Source organism: Nocardia sp. NPDC003345 (assembly GCF_053589395.1).
On sequence record NZ_JBSFRU010000024.1, the window covers coordinates 19369 to 35094 of the forward strand.

At 69.4% G+C, this 15726-nt stretch carries 14 protein-coding genes; 10 read left to right on the plus strand and 4 right to left on the minus strand.

All coding sequences use genetic code 11. From position 1 onward, the window contains the following. Window positions 1-102: 102 nt before the first annotated feature. The gene (locus tag ACWDU1_RS05240; RefSeq protein WP_449996018.1) at window positions 103-867 is read right to left on the minus strand and encodes a sulfite exporter TauE/SafE family protein; all 765 of its coding nucleotides are present in this window, start codon (window positions 865-867) and stop codon (window positions 103-105) included. A 340-nt stretch (window positions 868-1207) separates the two neighbouring features. Between ACWDU1_RS05240 and leuA the strand changes: the two genes are divergently transcribed. Both leuA and ACWDU1_RS05250 read left to right on the plus strand, forming a co-directional pair. Continuing rightward, window positions 1208-3007: a 2-isopropylmalate synthase gene (leuA, locus tag ACWDU1_RS05245; protein ID WP_449996019.1), complete on the plus strand. Its 1800-nt coding sequence runs from the start codon at window positions 1208-1210 to the stop codon at window positions 3005-3007. An 817-nt stretch (window positions 3008-3824) separates the two neighbouring features. Continuing rightward, entirely contained in the window at window positions 3825-5483 is a 1659-nt protein-coding gene (locus ACWDU1_RS05250; protein WP_449996030.1) for a nucleotide-binding protein, read from the plus strand. Here the strand turns inward: ACWDU1_RS05250 and ACWDU1_RS05255 are convergent. After that, a complete protein-coding gene (locus ACWDU1_RS05255; RefSeq protein ID WP_449996020.1) occupies window positions 5477-6415 on the minus strand; it encodes a LysR family transcriptional regulator in 939 nt (312 codons plus the stop codon). The two genes, ACWDU1_RS05250 and ACWDU1_RS05255, sit on opposite strands and share 7 nt — an antisense overlap. Before the next feature lie 72 nt (window positions 6416-6487). Here ACWDU1_RS05255 and ACWDU1_RS05260 point away from each other — a divergent pair, with 72 nt between their 5' ends. The 6 genes from ACWDU1_RS05260 to ACWDU1_RS05285 all read left to right on the plus strand — a co-directional run bounded on the left by ACWDU1_RS05260 (window position 6488) and on the right by ACWDU1_RS05285 (window position 13711). Beyond that, the gene (locus tag ACWDU1_RS05260) at window positions 6488-7588 is read left to right on the plus strand and encodes an EamA family transporter (RefSeq protein ID WP_449996021.1); all 1101 of its coding nucleotides are present in this window, start codon (window positions 6488-6490) and stop codon (window positions 7586-7588) included. Between the two features lie 228 nt (window positions 7589-7816). Then, window positions 7817-9505, plus strand: a complete 1689-nt coding sequence (locus ACWDU1_RS05265; protein ID WP_449996031.1) for a hydroxysqualene dehydroxylase — start codon at window positions 7817-7819, stop codon at window positions 9503-9505. 134 nt (window positions 9506-9639) lie between these two features. Then, window positions 9640-11022 carry a hypothetical protein gene (locus ACWDU1_RS05270; protein ID WP_449996022.1) on the plus strand — a complete coding sequence of 461 codons (1383 nt, stop codon included), beginning with the start codon at window positions 9640-9642 and terminating at the stop codon, window positions 11020-11022. Between the two features lie 99 nt (window positions 11023-11121). Next, window positions 11122-12360 carry a MurT ligase domain-containing protein gene (locus tag ACWDU1_RS05275; RefSeq protein WP_449996023.1) on the plus strand — a complete coding sequence of 413 codons (1239 nt, stop codon included), beginning with the start codon at window positions 11122-11124 and terminating at the stop codon, window positions 12358-12360. Beyond that, entirely contained in the window at window positions 12357-13067 is a 711-nt protein-coding gene (locus ACWDU1_RS05280) for a type 1 glutamine amidotransferase (RefSeq protein WP_449996024.1), read from the plus strand. Before ACWDU1_RS05275 ends, ACWDU1_RS05280 begins: the two co-directional genes overlap by 4 nt. Further along, on the plus strand, window positions 13067-13711 hold the full coding sequence (locus ACWDU1_RS05285) for a hypothetical protein (protein ID WP_449996025.1): 645 nt from the start codon (window positions 13067-13069) through the stop codon (window positions 13709-13711). The genes ACWDU1_RS05280 and ACWDU1_RS05285 overlap by 1 nt, the downstream gene beginning before the upstream one ends. Before the next feature lie 11 nt (window positions 13712-13722). Here the strand turns inward: ACWDU1_RS05285 and recR are convergent, their stop codons facing one another. Next, window positions 13723-14331 carry a recombination mediator RecR gene (gene recR, locus ACWDU1_RS05290; protein WP_449996026.1) on the minus strand — a complete coding sequence of 203 codons (609 nt, stop codon included), beginning with the start codon at window positions 14329-14331 and terminating at the stop codon, window positions 13723-13725. Window positions 14332-14349: 18 nt separating this feature from the next. Further along, a complete protein-coding gene (locus ACWDU1_RS05295; RefSeq protein WP_449996027.1) occupies window positions 14350-14679 on the minus strand; it encodes a YbaB/EbfC family nucleoid-associated protein in 330 nt (109 codons plus the stop codon). A 140-nt stretch (window positions 14680-14819) separates the two neighbouring features. On the opposite strand from ACWDU1_RS05295, the gene ACWDU1_RS05300 reads away from it, so the two are divergent. Both ACWDU1_RS05300 and ACWDU1_RS05305 read left to right on the plus strand, forming a co-directional pair. Next, window positions 14820-15395 carry a hypothetical protein gene (locus tag ACWDU1_RS05300; RefSeq protein WP_449996028.1) on the plus strand — a complete coding sequence of 192 codons (576 nt, stop codon included), beginning with the start codon at window positions 14820-14822 and terminating at the stop codon, window positions 15393-15395. Window positions 15396-15463: 68 nt separating this feature from the next. After that, window positions 15464-15694 (plus strand): VOC family protein, encoded by a 231-nt coding sequence (locus ACWDU1_RS05305; RefSeq protein ID WP_449996029.1) that lies wholly within the window; start codon window positions 15464-15466, stop codon window positions 15692-15694. Window positions 15695-15726: the final 32 nt, after the last annotated feature.

Below are 15726 nucleotides of genomic sequence, written 5' to 3' on the forward strand. Positions count from 1 at the left end.
TCTCTCAAAAACACCGTCGGCGCAGAGATGGTACCGGGATTCACCGGTACTTGCACAGTGAGCGGGTGCGAACGAACGTGGCCCCGAGCGGGTTTCGGAGCACTAGCCGAAGAGCAGCCGCAGCACCGCTATGGCGCCGACCACCACGATCACCGCGCGCAGCGCGTTCGGTGGCAGCCGGCGGCCCACCCGGGCGCCGAGCTGACCACCGATGATGGAACCCGCCGCGATCAACCCGACCACTCGCCAATCGATCTCGGCGACCATGATGAAGATGGCCGCCGACAGTGCGTTGACCAGCAGCGCGAGCACATTCTTGACGGCGTTGAGGCGCTGTAGATCCTCGTGGACGAACACCCCGAGCAACCCCAGCAGCAGCACCCCCTGGGCCGCGCCGAAGTAGCCGCCGTAGATACCGGTCCCGAAGATCGCGGCCAGCAGCAGCGGGCCGCCGTGCGCGGGCATGGTGTCGGATTCGCGCTGCCGCTCCCGGACCCACGCCGCGAGCCGCGGCTGCAACACCACGAGCACCAGCGCGGCGATGATGAGTACCGGGACGATCGCGGCGAACGCCCCCTCGGGCAGGGTGAGCAGCAGCACCGCGCCCAGCGCCGCACCCAGCAGCGACGCCGCGCTGTAGCGCAGCAGCCGGGCCCGCTGTCCGGCCAGCTCGCGCCGGTAGCCGATCACGCCGCTGAGCGAGCCCGGCACCAGGCCGACGGTATTGGAGACATTGGCGGTGACCGGCGGCAGTCCCACCGCGAGCAGGACGGGGAAAGTGATGAGGGTGCCGGAGCCGACGACGGCGTTGATACCGCCCGCGGCGATACCCGCGGCGAACACGGCCACCATTTCCAGCCACGTCATTCTCGCTCCTCGACCTCCCCGGACCCACGCCCGCTGGTCCGCACCCCGGCGACGCTAACGGTCGGTGTCCGGAGCCCGGCGACGGGCCCGTCGAACGACCGGCGCGGACAGGGGCGCGACCCGGCCCATCCGGCGGCGCGGATCCGCCGATAGTGAAACATCGACTCTCCGGACGCCCTTGTCAGGGCCGTGGACAGACGGGGTAGACTCGGCCGGGTCATGCAGCGGGCACTTCTTCTCAGCCGCCGCGACGGGCTCTGATCGGACCGGCTCCCGTCGCGGGGTTCCGCCGCGCCGGTCGACCCAATTCGGGAAAACAATCTCACTCACGGAGAAATCAATGTCACCCGCTGACGCCTTCGTATCCGGCACGCGCACCATCACCGCGCCTGCCAAGCCCGCGCCCGCCGACCAGCCCGCGTGGAACAAGCAGAAGAATTCCTCCCTCCCGGTCTTCCGGTACCGGCCCTTCGCCGAAGAGGTGGAGCCGGTCGTGCTGCCCGACCGCACCTGGCCCGGCAAGGTCATCGACCGGGCCCCGGCCTGGTGCGCGGTCGACCTGCGCGACGGCAACCAGGCCCTGATCGACCCGATGAGCCCGGCCCGTAAACGCCGCATGTTCGACCTGCTGGTGCGGATGGGTTACAAGGAGATCGAGGTCGGTTTCCCCTCGGCCAGCCAGACCGACTACGACTTCGTCCGCGAGATCATCGAGGACGGCGCCATCCCCGACGACGTCAGCATCCAGGTGCTGACCCAGTGCCGCCCCGAACTGATCGAACGCACCTTCCAGGCCTGCGCGGGCGCCGCCAACGTGATCGTGCACTTCTACAACTCGACCTCCATCCTGCAGCGCCGGGTGGTCTTCCGCGCCGACCGCGAGGCCGTGCGCAAGATCGCCACCGACGCCGCGCGGTTGTGTCTGGAGACCGAGAAGCGCTACCCCGATACCAACTGGCGCTACGAATACAGCCCCGAGTCGTACACCGGCACCGAGCTGGAATACGCCAAGGAGGTCTGCGACGCGGTCTCCGAGATCATCGCGCCGACCCCGGACAAGCCGCTGATCATCAACCTGCCGGCCACCGTCGAGATGGCGACGCCCAACGTGTACGCCGATTCGATCGAGTGGATGCACCGCAACCTGGCCCGGCGTGACTCCATCGTGCTGTCGCTGCACCCGCACAACGACCGCGGTACCGCGGTCGCCGCGGCGGAGCTGGGCTATCAGGCCGGCGCCGACCGTATCGAGGGCTGCCTGTTCGGCAACGGCGAGCGGACCGGCAACGTCTGCCTGGTGACCCTGGGCATGAATATGTTCTCCCAGGGTGTGGACCCGCAGATCAACTTCTCCGATATCGACGAGATCCGCCGCACGGTCGAATACTGCAACCAGTTGCCCGTCCACGAACGCCACCCCTACGGCGGCGATCTGGTCTACACCGCGTTCTCCGGTAGCCATCAGGACGCGATCAACAAGGGTCTGGACGCGATGAAGGCGGCCGCGGACGCCGCCGAGACCGATGTCGCCGATATGACCTGGGAGGTCCCGTACCTGCCGATCGACCCGAAGGATGTCGGCCGCACCTATGAAGCGGTGATCCGGGTCAACTCGCAGTCCGGTAAGGGTGGTGTGGCCTACATCATGAAAACCGATCACGGCCTGGCGCTGCCGCGCCGGCTGCAGATCGAGTTCTCACAGGCCATCCAGCAGGTCACCGACGGCGAGGGCGGCGAGGTCTCGCCCAAGGCCATGTGGGATGTCTTCGCCGAGGAGTACCTCACTCCGATCCGGCCGCTGGAGCGGATGCGGCAGCGGGTGACCGCGGCCGAAACCGACGGCGGCACCGATTCGATCACCGCGGTGGTCAAGGTGGACGGGGTCGAACAGGAGATCACCGGTAGCGGCAACGGTCCGCTGGCAGCGTTCGTCGATGCCATCGCGACGGTCGGCTACCAGGTGGAGGTGCTCGACTATTCCGAGCACGCTCTGTCCGCCGGCGACGACGCCCAGGCCGCCGCCTACGTGGAATGCGCGATCGGCGACCGGGTCGTCTGGGGTGTCGGCATCGCCACCTCCATCACCACCGCCTCCCTGCGCGCGGTCGTCTCGGCGGTGAACCGGGCCGCCGCCGAATAGCCGAGCAGGCCCCGACGGCCGCCGTCCCCGCATCGAGCGGGGGCGGCGGCCGTCGCCATCTCACCACCACCATGCACGACACCCACACCTGCTAGCGTTGGTCTCGACTCCAGCCGCCGAGCTCTCTGCTCGAAAATCCCGAGCAGATGGGGGAACTGTGACTACTGACGAACACGACCCGACTTCCAAGCCCTGGCCCCCGAGTCAACCGGTGGATACCGCCGGCGGTGACAGCGAGCCGGATGCCGTGCCGCCCACCGAGACCGCGCGCGACGGTGCGGCGTCCGATCCGACGGCCGATGCCGGTCTTCCCGACGGAGAGAATTCCGCCACGAGTGACCTCGCCGCGAAGGACGCGGCCGACGATGCGCCGGACGGCGGCACGAACAACCCCGGTACCAGCGATTCCGACGGTCCGGCAGCGGATTCGAACGCACCCGAGAAGCCGTGGGAGGCCGCCGAGAACGCCCGGCCCGACTCCGCTGCCGCCGAGCAGTGGGGGTCCGAACCGGTCGCGCATCCGGCCGCCGGGCCCGCCGGCGCCTGGGCACCCGGGCCGGAGGCACCGCCCGCACCCGGTGGCTCCTGGGCTCCCGGCCCCGACGGTCAATTCGCGCCCGCGCCCGGCGGGCTGTATTCACCCGCGCCCGAGGGACAGTGGGCGCCCGGCCCGGGTGATCCGGCCGCGGCCGGCTGGGATCCGCAGCAAGGGTTCGCGCCACCCCTGGACGGCCCGCCGCCCGCCGGTAACGGCGTCCCCTACGGCGCGCCGGCCGAGCAGTTCGTGCCCGCCGGGCCGGGGCAGTTCACCGCGCCCGTGCCCGACCAGTTCGCACCGCACGGCAGCGGACAATTCGTACAGCCCGACCCGAACCAGTTCCAGGCGGGCCCGCCCGGCGGCGGACAGTTCCCGCAACCGGATCCCGGCCGGTTCCAAGACCAGGGCAATGCCTACGGCGGCGGTTTCGCCCCGCCGGGCCAGTTCCAGGCCCCCGCGCCGGAACCGGGCCGGCCCGAACAGCCCGTCGATCCGTTCCAGATGCCCGGGCCCGACCCGCAGTCCGCATCGGGCAGTGGGCAGTTCCCGCAACCGGATCCGTACACCGGGAACCCGGCCCCGGGGCAGTTTCCCGGGGGCGCGCCGGGATCGGCGGGCAGTTCTCCGTACAACCAGATTCCCGGTCCCGATACCCAGCAGCCCGGATACCCGCCCGCCGGCGCACCCGAGCCGGGCCCGGCGCCCGCTCCGGAAGCCGAACCCGGCGGCCCGATCTACAGCTGGGCCCCGCCGCCGGTGCCGGCCCCGCCCCCGGTCCCCCAGCAGCAGTTCCAGCAGGCCCCGCCACCGATGGGCAACCACAACCCGCCGACCGGCCAGTTCCAGCAGCCCAATTGGGGCGCGGATCCGAGCCGGCAACCACCCGCGGGTCAGCAGCAACCGCAGCAGTTCGGTCAGCAGTTCGGTGACCAGGGCCGGCCGCAGCCGGGTCAGCCGGGTCAGTTCCAGCCGCGGCAGATGCCCGAACCCGGCCAGCTCGGTAATTCGGTCAATGATCTGAACCTGCTCAAACGGGCCCGCAAGGCCCCGCGCGGCGGCTGGCGCAAGGCGGTCCACAAGGTCTCGCGGGGCGCCATCAACCCCGGCGAATCGGCCGCCGATGTGGTGCACCGTGATCTGGTCGGCCGGGTGAACGCACCGGTCTACGGCGATTTCCGGATCGCGATCCTCTCTCTGAAGGGCGGCGTCGGCAAAACCACCACCACCGTCGGGCTGGGCGCCACCTTCGCCTCGCTGCGCGGTGACCGGGTGATCGCCATCGACGCCAACCCCGACCTGGGCACCCTGGCCCACCGGGTGCCGCGGCAGACCCGATCCACCGTGCGTAACCTGCTGGAAGACCAGAACATCACGCGCTACTCGGATGTCCGGGCGCATACGTCGCAGTCGCCGAGCCGGCTGGAAGTACTGGCCAGCGAACAGGACCCGGCGGTGTCGGAGGCGTTCAGCGAAGCCGACTACCGGCGGGCCATCGGCATCCTGCAGTCGTTCTACAACATCATCCTCACCGACTGCGGTACCGGACTGATGCATTCGGCGATGTCCGGGGTACTGGATATGGCGAGTTCGCTGGTCCTGGTGACCTCTCCCGCCATCGACGGCGCCCGCAGCGCCTCGGCCACCCTGGACTGGCTGGACTACCACGGGTATTCGCATCTGGTGCAGCAGACCGTGGTGGTCGTCAACGCGTCGCGGCGCGGTTCGACCTCGGTGAACCTGGACCATCTGCGCCGGTTGTTCCTGGATCGGACAAGGGCCGTGCAGGTGGTGCCGTTCGACGATCATCTCGCCGAGGGCGCGGAGATCGATCTGGAGCTGGTGAGCAAACCGACCCGGCAGGCGCTGCTGGAACTCGCGGCGATGGTCGCCGACGATTTCGCCAATGTGGACGGTTACCCGTACGGCAACCGCTACTGATCGGGCGCGGGCGGCGGTTCGGCGGTGACCTGCCGGGCCGCCACCGCGAACGAGTCCAGCACCGCGGCGATGGCCGGGCGGTGCTCGGCCCGGGGGCGGGTCACCAGGTCGTAGAGGCGGGCCGCCCGCACCCCGGCCAGCCGTAGCTGGGACAGGCCCGGGTGGGTGACGACATAGCGTGGCATCAAGGCCACCCCGTATCCGGCGGCGACCAGGGTCTCGATCATCCGGAAATCGTTGAGGCGCTGGACGATACGCGGCTCCACACCGGTGACCGTGGCGATCGAGCGCAGCACATCGTCGACCGGGAACCCGCCGCGCACACTCAGCCAGGCCTCTTCGGCCAGTTCGGCCGCCGAGACCTCGGACCGGCCGGCCAAGGGATGGTCGGGGGCCACCAGGACATCGATGGGCTCGCGCATGAGTACCCGTGAGCCAACGCGGGGCCCCGACACCGGGGCGGCCCGTTCGTCGCGGTGGGTCAGCACGATGTCGTAGTCGGCCAGCAGGGCCGGCGTCTCGTGCGGCGGCACGTCCTCGTCGCCCGCGACGATCTCCACCCCGCTTCCGGCCATGGCCGGAAGGACATGCGGTAACAGCAGCGCGCCGCCGGAGGGGAACACGCCCACCCGCACCTGCCCGCGGGGCGAGCCACGATAGTGCGCCATCTCGGCCACCGCGCGATCGAGAGCGGCGAGCACTTCGTCCGCCCGCACCACCAGGGCGTGGCCCGCGTCGGTGAGACGCACCCGGCGGCCGCTGGGTTCGAGCAGTGTGACGCCGGCCTCGCGCGTCAGGACCTTGAGTTGCTGTGAGACCGCCGACGGGGTGAGCGACAGGGCCGCGGCGACCGCGCCGATGGTGCCGCGATCGGCGAATTCCCGCAGGATGCGCAACCGCTCCACCGAGAGTGAGGAATGCGCGCCGACCATTAAGCGATTCTAAATCATTCCTCCATAACAATTCGATTGTGCTCACCGATTGATACATCCCACGATTACTGGGTGACCTACCGTGACCGCGCACTCGCCTTGACCGTCGTCCTGCTGTGGGGCCTGAACTTCCTTGCCATCCGCGTGGGTCTCGATCATCTGCCGCCGTTCTTCTTCGCCGCGTTGCGGTTCGCGGTGATCGCGGTTCCGGTGGTGCTGTTCGTGCCGCGCCCGGCCGTGCGGATGCGCTGGATACTGCTGTACGGCGCCGGTTTCGGCATGCTGCAATTCGCGTTCCTGTTCAGCGCGATGCGGGTGGGCATGCCCACTGGGCTGGCCTCCCTGGTGCTGCAGTCGTCGGCGCCGTTCACGGTGCTCCTGGGTGCCGTACTGCTACGCGAGCGGCTGCGGCCGGTGCAGATCGCGGGCCTGCTGGTGGCGGTCTCGGGCATGGCGATCATCGGCTGGAACCAGTTCGCCCATGCCGCACTGCTTCCGGTCCTGCTCACACTGGCCGCCGGGCTCGGCTGGGCCTTCGGCAACATCGGCGCCCGCCGGGCCACCGTGGAAGCGCCGGGAATCAACCCCCTGCATCTGACCCTGTGGATCACCACGGTGCCGGTGCTGCCGCTGTTCGCGCTGTCGGCACTGTGGGAGGGCCCGGCCACCGGAATACGCGCTCTGGCCGATACCTTCACCGCCGACGGCTGGCCCGCGCTGGCCGCCCTGGCCTACATCGTCGTACTCGGAACGGTGGTCGGATCCGGGGTGTGGACGTACCTGATGAGCCGGTACCCGGCGGGAAGCGTCGCACCGCTGTCGCTGCTGGTCCCGGTCGTCGGCTTCACCGCCGCGTGGCTCTTCCTCGACGAGACGCCGTCCCCGGCGAGCCTGGCCGGGGGTGCGGTGGTCATCGTCGGTGCGTTCGCCGCCACCGCGACGGCCCGCCGGGCGCCCGCCACCGATACGGAACCCGCGCGGGAGACGGGCACGGAGCCGGCTCATGAGGAGTCACCGGCGGCAGCGGCGGTCCCCGGTCCGGGGCCGGCCGCCGCGATCGCCGGCCCGGCACCGGCTCGCGTAGATCTCCCGGAAGCAGTGACCATCGCACGGCCGCCGGCCCCTGCCGGGCCGGTGCGCACCCCGGAGCCCGCAAGGGTCGCCGTGCGCTGAATCGGCCGGTAATTCGCTCGGCCGGTGGGCCGGACCACGCACGCCCCGTTAGAGTATGGCCCGTTCGCCACAGCTAACCGGGTATAGGCAGTAGACGACATGACTGAATATCGGTGGCCCGCGCCGGGCGCCGCAGGGGTATCGGATCGATCGGCAGGCGTCATCGGGGGCCGGGACCTGTCGCGGCGCACGGTGCTACGCGCCGGCGCGGCGGCGGGTATCGGGGCGATGGCCGCCGGGACGCTACCGGCGGCCGCCGGCCGGGCGGCCCCGGGCGCCCGGGTGGCCGTGCTCGGCGGCGGCGTCGCCGGGCTGACCGCCGCCCACGAACTCGCCGAACGCGGATTCCGGGTCACCGTCTACGAGCGCCGCGCCCTCGGCGGCAAGGCCCGCAGTATGCCGGTGCCGGGGACCGCCGCCGACGGCCGGCCGGACCTGCCCGGTGAACACGGGTTCCGCTTCTTCCCGGGCTTTTACCAGCACATACCCGATACGATGCGGCGAATCCCGTTCGGCGGGAACGCCAACGGCGTCTGGGACAATCTGGTGGGCGTCCCCGACGCCCGGTTCGCCCGGGCCGATGCCGACGATATCCGCGCACCACTGGGGTTCGGCCGGATGGACGCCGCCACCCCGGCAGGGATGCGGGAAAGCCTCGCCTCGGTGATCTCCACCACGCTCAAGATGCCCGCCGAGGAGGGCCTGTTCTTCGCGAACCGGCTGCTGGTCTTCAACACCAGTTGTGATGCCCGCCGCCTCGGCCAGTGGGAACACACGTCGTGGTCGGATTTCGTGGGCGCGCACGCGCGTTCGCACGAGTTCCGCGCGCTGGTGTCGCGGACGCTCACCAGTCTGCTGGTGGCGGCGAAGGACGAACTGGCCAGCGTGCGGACCATCGGCTCGATGGGTGAGCAGTTCCTCGGCAACCCGATGCAGATCGGCAACGACGGGGACCTGGACCGCGTGCTCAACGGGCCGACGAACACCGCGTGGATCGACCCCTGGATCGCACGGCTGACCGAACTGGGGGTGCGGTTCGAACTCGGCGCCGAGGTCCGCGGGCTCCAGGTGCGCGACCGCCGGATCACCGGGGCCCGGATCGTGACCGACGGGACACAGGAAACCGTCGACGCCGACCATTTCGTCGTCGCGCTCCCGGCCGAACGGGCCCGCGACCTCTGGAACGCCGATATCCTCGCGGCCTGGCCGCAGCTGGCCGCGATGAGCCGGCTGGTCACCGACTGGATGAGCGGTATCCAGTTCTATCTGCGCAGCCGGCCCGATCTGGGCGCCGGTCACGCGGCCTATATCGACTCACCCTGGTCGCTCACCTCGATCGCGCAGAACACCCTGTGGGCGCGGAAGCTGGACCAGTACGGCGACGGCACGGTCCAGGACTGCCTGTCGGTGGACATCTCCGACTGGAACACCCCCGGCATCCTGTTCGGCAAGACCGCCAAGGAATGCACGCACGAGGAGATCGCCAAGGAGACCTGGGCGCAGATCCGCGCGCATCTCAACGATCGGGCGGAAATACTGCGCGACGCCGATCTGCACTCCTGGTTCCTGGACCCCGGTATCAGCTGGAACGCCGAACGCGGCGAGAACGCCAACGCCGACCCGCTGCTGATCAACACCGCGGGCTCGTGGGAGTTGCGGCCGGAGGCGCACGGCGGGGTCGAGAACCTGTACCTGGCGGGCGATTACGTCCGCACCGGTATCGACCTCGCCACCATGGAGGGCGCCAACGAATCGGCCCGCACCGCGGTGAACGCGCTACTCGACGTCACCGGTTCCGACGCCCCCCGCTGCCGGACCTTCACCCTCTGGCGCGCCCCGGAACTGGAACCGTTCCGCCGCGCCGACGCCGACGCCTACGCCGCCGGACGCCCCAACGCCTTCGATATCGCGCTCTGACGGTGTTTCCCACAATGGAGAACGACGACGGGGTCCGGGGCACCGGCGTTTCGGCTACAGTCCGGGCACCCGAGTCACGGTAGGACTCGGGTCGCCGACCACCACCGGGGCTTCTCGCAGAGGGCAATGCGTTCGTGATCGCCAGAGCACTGGCAGATATCCACCGGCGCGTTTCGGGTGATCTCGCGGCGATCTTCACGCATGAGGCAGTCGCCTACCGGCATCGCACCGGAGTGTTGTCCAACAACATGAGAAGCGGGTCGGGAACCATCGACGGCCTCGACCGGATCTGGACCCGCAATCTCCTGCCGGCAGATCAGTTCAGGCAATTTCCGAGCCCCAGCGATCGCGCCCTCCAGTTGCTGGAACGCCAGGGATCGATCCCCCGTGGGACCGGCCGGGCCGTCTACTGGCATGAGCTGAGTCGTGACACCTCCGAACTCGCGCCGCACGAACTGGAAACCCTCAGGCATCTGACAGCCATCAACCGCAGACTGGACGAAATCGCGGCGGCCCGTGGAATCGACCCCACGCGGTTCCGCGCCGAGATCACCGCTGATCTCCGAACACTTGTCACCGGCAAACGCATAGCGATACGGGTGAGGCCCGAGGTTCTGACCGCTGTTCTGCACGACGGGCGCTTCAAGACTCGATTCGAAACCGGCAACTCGGCCGGTGGCACCAAGGACGCGGGGCGCGCTCAACTGGAGCGGACCTGGTTCGGCTACGACGCCGACAATCTGCCCGATCATTTACGCCCGGTATACGGATACGTGATGGTGAACGGCGAGCGGGTGGCGGCAACCGGGCCCAACGGCCTCGGCTGGTGGGAGCGACTGGAAGATTCCAAGTGGGCATTGGGAATCGGTAGCCCGGATATGCTCAGCGCCTACGGCGAGGTACAGGTGGTCCTCAAACCCGAGATCGCGCAACGGACCACGTTCACCGTGGGTGACAGCTGGAATTATCGAGAATCGACCTTTCCCTCGCATATCCTGAACCCGCAACCCGAGTCGTACAACGCCCTGCAACCACCGCTCGGATCGCGTGCCGAGCCCGGGGGCCTGTACCCATCGGAACTCCCGCTTCTGACTGTGGACCGGCAATACGAATCGACCTGGTTCGCGTCCTCGGACTTCGTGGAAGCACAGGTCCACGGCGGGGTGAGCGTGCGCGATATCGATCACGTGCTGCTGCCCGGGGAGCCGGCACCGGAGCTCCGCAGCGCTCTCGACGAAGCCGGCACGTCATGGCGGGTATTCGACAATGAGACCATCGCCCGCGAAGGCAGCCCGGCCGAACGGGAGACGGCGCGCGAACAGTTGATCGAACAGCGACGCTGGATCGATCACCGAATCGAGGTCTACAAAGATATGACCGGCGCCGAACGCAATGCGGATCCGCACCTGGATACAGCCTATGAACGACGTAGCGAAATGGGCCGGGAAATCGAGAGGCACATTCGGACTCCGAACGGTGGTTCCGCCCCGGGCACCGATCCGTCCCCGGCTGTGTAGCCGGCACCGCCGGATACAGCCACCCGCTGTCCGGCTTCGGGTCGCGTGCTCGGCCGCGCCGAGTGTGGGCCGATGCGACGGCTCATTAGACTGCCCGGCGTGGCAGAGATATCGGTGCGAGGGCGGATAGCCCTCGGGGTGGCCGGCGCGGCGGCGTGGGCCTCCCGGAAGGCGGGCCGCGGGAACGGGTCGATGATCGGCGGGCTGCTCGCGCTGAAAGTGGATCCCGGGATCATGACGCAGCTGGGCCGCGGGCGGCGCAGCGTGCTGATCACCGGCACCAACGGCAAGTCGACCACCACCCGGATGACCACCGCCGCGTTGAGCACCCTCGGTGCGGTCGCGACGCAGGCCGACGGCGCGAATATGGACGCCGGTATCGTCTCGGCGCTCAATGTGCACCGGACGGCGCCGCTGGCGGCCATCGAGGTCGACGAACTGCATCTGCCGCATGTCACCGACGCGCTGCGGCCCGAAGCGGTGGTTCTGCTGAACCTGAGCCGGGACCAGCTCGACCGGGTCGGCGAGATCAATATGATCGAGCGCCGGCTGCGCTCGGGCCTGGCCCGGCACCCCGACACCGTGGTCATCGCCAACTGTGACGACGTCCTGGTCACCTCCATCGCCTACGACCATCCGAATGTGGTGTGGGTCGCGGCGGGCAGCGGCTGGGCCATGGACGCCACCAGTTGTCCGCGCAGCGGCGAGCCCATTCTGTGGGAGGGCACGCACTGGTACAGCACCGGCGCCGATTTCTCCCGGCCGCAACCGGATTGGTGGCTCGACGGCGACAAACTCTGCGGTCCCGACGGGGTCCGGATCCCGCTGCGGCTCGCACTGCCCGGCCGGGCGAACCGCGGCAACGCCGCACAGGCGGTGGCCGCCGCGGTCGCCATGGGCGCGGAGGTGGAACAGGCCTGCGCCGCGACCGGCACCGTCCAGGAGATCGCGGGCCGGTACCGCACGGTGCAGGTCGGCGAGCATGCCGCCCGGCTGCTGCTGGCCAAGAACCCGGCCGGCTGGCAGGAAGCGCTGTCGATGATCGACCACAGCGCGGCGGGGCTGGTGATCGCGGTGAACGGGCAGGTGCCCGACGGCGAGGATCTGTCCTGGCTGTGGGATGTCCGCTTCGAGCATTTCGAGGACGTCCACGTGGTGGCCGCCGGTGAGCGCGCCACCGATCTGGCGGTACGCCTGACCTACGCCGGGGTGGAGCACACCACGGTCGCCGACCCGCTGCGGGCCATCGCGTCCTGCCCGGCGGGCCGGGTCGAGGTACTGGCCAACTACACCGCGTTCCGCGATCTGAACCGTGACCTCCAGGAGCGGGCGAAATGAGTGAATCGACGGTCCGCATCGGGCTGGTCCTGCCCGATGTGATGGGCACCTACGGCGACGGCGGTAACGCGCTGGTGCTGCGGCAGCGGCTGCGGCTGCGCGATATCGACGCCGAGATCGTGGAGATCACGCTGCCCGATCCGGTGCCGGACTCGCTGGATATCTACACCCTCGGCGGCGCCGAGGATTCGGCCCAGCGGTTGGCCACCCGCCATCTGCTGCGGTTCCCGGGCCTGCAGACCGCGGCCGGGCGCGGCGCCCCCGTGCTGGCGATCTGCGCGGCCATCCAGGTCCTCGGCCGGTGGTACGAGACCTCCAGCGGTGAACGCGTGGAGGGGGTGGGCCTGCTGGACGCCACCACCTCCCCGCAGCAGACCCGCGCCATCGGCGAGGTGACGACGAACCCCCTGCTCGCCGGGCTGTCCGCGCCGCTCACCGGCTTCGAGAATCATCGCGGCGGCACCAGCCTGGGCGCGGACGCCACCGGCCTGGCCAGGGTGACCCGCGGCGTCGGCAACGGGGTGGGCGACGGACTGGAAGGTGTGGTGCAGGGTTCGGTGCTGGGCACGTATATGCACGGCCCCGCCCTGGCCCGTAACCCCGAACTGGCCGACCATCTGCTGTGCCGCGCGCTCGGTGTGGACTCGCTGCCCGCGCTGGAGCTGCCCGAGGTGGACCAGTTGCGCCGCGAACGCCTGCGCGCCTGATGAGTTACGACCACGTCCTGCTGCCCTCCGGGGTCGCGTCGACGCCCGAGGAGGTCGACGCGTACCTCGCCGGCCAGCGGGGGCAGCCGGAAACCGCCGAGGTCGCGGCTCTGGCCGAGGCCCTGAACGCGCGTAACTCCGAGCTACCGGAATCCGACACGTTCCTGAGCGTCTCGCCGCTGGGCGGTAATCCGACCGGATCGGTGCTGCAGGTGCCCAGCCCCTACGACGCCATCGGATTCGCCCGCGACCTGCTGTTCCGGCTCGCCACACCACGCGACTACGCGGTCTACGACCCCCAGCTGACCTGGTTGATGGACCCCGCCGGGCATATCCCGGTGACCGTGACCCACGGCGGGGCCGGTGAGTTCCCGTATCTGACCGAGGCGCTGGCCCGCAGGTGGGTGCGCGAACTGGCGGACCCGAACCCGTATCTGATCGTGGAGCGGGCTCCGCAACGGTATATCCAGACCTACCGCCGCTCCGCCGACGACTACACCGTCGAATACCGCGACGGCGGACCCGACCGGCATTTCGCGGCCGAGATGACCGGGCCGGACGCGGTCGCCGAGCTGATCTGGGACTGGACGCGCGAGGACGGCACCCGGATGCACCGGGCGCCGTGGCAGCGCCTGGATCTGTGACCGGATAGCGGCTACAGCGCGCGCCGGCCCGAGAAGGCCCGGCCCAGGGTCAGTTCGTCGGCGAATTCGAGGTCACCGCCCATGGGCAGGCCCGAGGCGAGCCGGGTCACCGTGAGACCGGGAAAATCACGCAGCATCCGCACCAGATAGGTGGCGGTCGCCTCGCCCTCGGTATTCGGATCGGTCGCGATGATCACCTCGGTGACGTCCACGCCGTCGTCCTGATTACCGATCCGGGTCAGTAGTTCCCGGATACGCAACTGTTCCGGCCCCACCCCGCTCAGCGGGTCCAGGGCGCCACCGAGTACGTGATACCTGCCCCGGAACTCCCGTGTGCGCTCGATCGCGGGCACATCCTTGGGTTCCTCGACCACGCAGATCATGCTTCGATCGCGGCGCGGGTCGGCACAGATCCGGCACAGTTCGCCGTCGGCCACCGTGCCGCACTGGGCGCAGAAGCGGACACCCTCGCGGATCTTCTGTAGTACCGCCTGTAACCGGTCGAGTTCCGGCGGCTCCACCTGTAGCAGGTGGAAGGCGATCCGCTGGGCGCTCTTGGGCCCTATCCCGGGCAGTTTGCCCAGTTCGTCGATGAGATCCTGAACCGGACCCTCGTACACCGCGTGACCCCGGTGCGGTCAGAAACCGGGCAGGCCGGCCGCGCCGCCACCGGCCAGCGGGCCGAGCCGCTCCGCGGCCAGTTCCTGGGCGTTGGCCATCGCGTCGTTGACCGCGCCGATCACCAGATCCTGCAGGGTCTCGACGTCCTCGGGATCGACGGCCTTGGGATCGATGGTCAGCGCCAGCACCTCGCCGGTCGCCTTGATGGTGACCCGGACGAGGCCGTTGCCGGCCTGCCCTTGCACTTCGGCGGCGGCGATCTCGGCCTGCGCGGCCATCACCTGTTCCTGCATCTGCTGTGCCTGCTGGAGCAACTGCTGCATATCGAACTGACCTTCGGGCTGCACGGCATTCCTTCCTGGGGGACGGGATCACATTTCAGCCTAGACGGCCGACGTTCCGGAAAGCGCCGCCCCACACCCACCTAGAATTCCGGACCTATCGGTCATTTTGGTCCCCGCTTCACCGAGCCCTTCCTGGAGACACCGTGTTCAAGGCGTATCTGCCCACCGCGCTGATCGTCGCCCTCACCGTCCTGCCCGCGGCCACGGCCCACGCCGGGCCGGCCCCGGCCGCCGACGCTGCCCCCGCCGCCGCGGTCGCCGACTACGGCGGCGGCTGCGTGATCGATCCGGCCGATTCCGCCCGCACGGTCGACTCCCTGCGTTTCCGGTGCGGCGCCGCCCAGTCCGAGGCGATCTACTCCGGCGCCGAAGCGGGAGCGGTTCCCACCGGGGTGAAGAACGGCTGGGTCACGTCGACCTCGGTGGTCGATTCGATCGCCCCGGGGTTGTGGATCGGAAAGACCTTCTACACCGGCCCGGACGGCGGCCGGCTGATGAACCGGGTGACCGGTGCGGGGATCGAGGGCTGGCCCGCGAACGTATTCCGCGGCCCCTCCCGTATCGACGGTGAGACCACCTGGGTGCTGGATTACGCGCCCGCCGTCACGCCGCAGGTCTACGATGAGATCCGCGAGGTCACACCCGGCGTCTGGCTGGGTTATTCCTGGTGGCGCGGCGCGCTGCTGACGCCGATGCTGCTCTCGTTCGTACTGGTCTGAGCTCGACTTGTCGGTGGGTCCGGCGAAGATACGCGGACCCCCACTCCTTCGAGGACAGGAAACCTTTCATGGCACCGACCATCGCCGCCACCACCTACGATTGTGCGAACCCGGCAGCGCTCGCGGATTTCTACTCGAAGCTGCTCGACCACCCCGCCGATCCGGTCGATCCCGGCGCCGGCGATTTCTACGCCACTGTCGGGCGGGAGTCCGGGATGACCCCGCCGCTGATGTTCCTCAAGGTGCCGGACAAGAACCCGGGCAAGAACACGATCTCCCTTCCTCCACCAGGGGATTGACGAGAATCCCGTGCTTTTCGATGTAGTCCTGC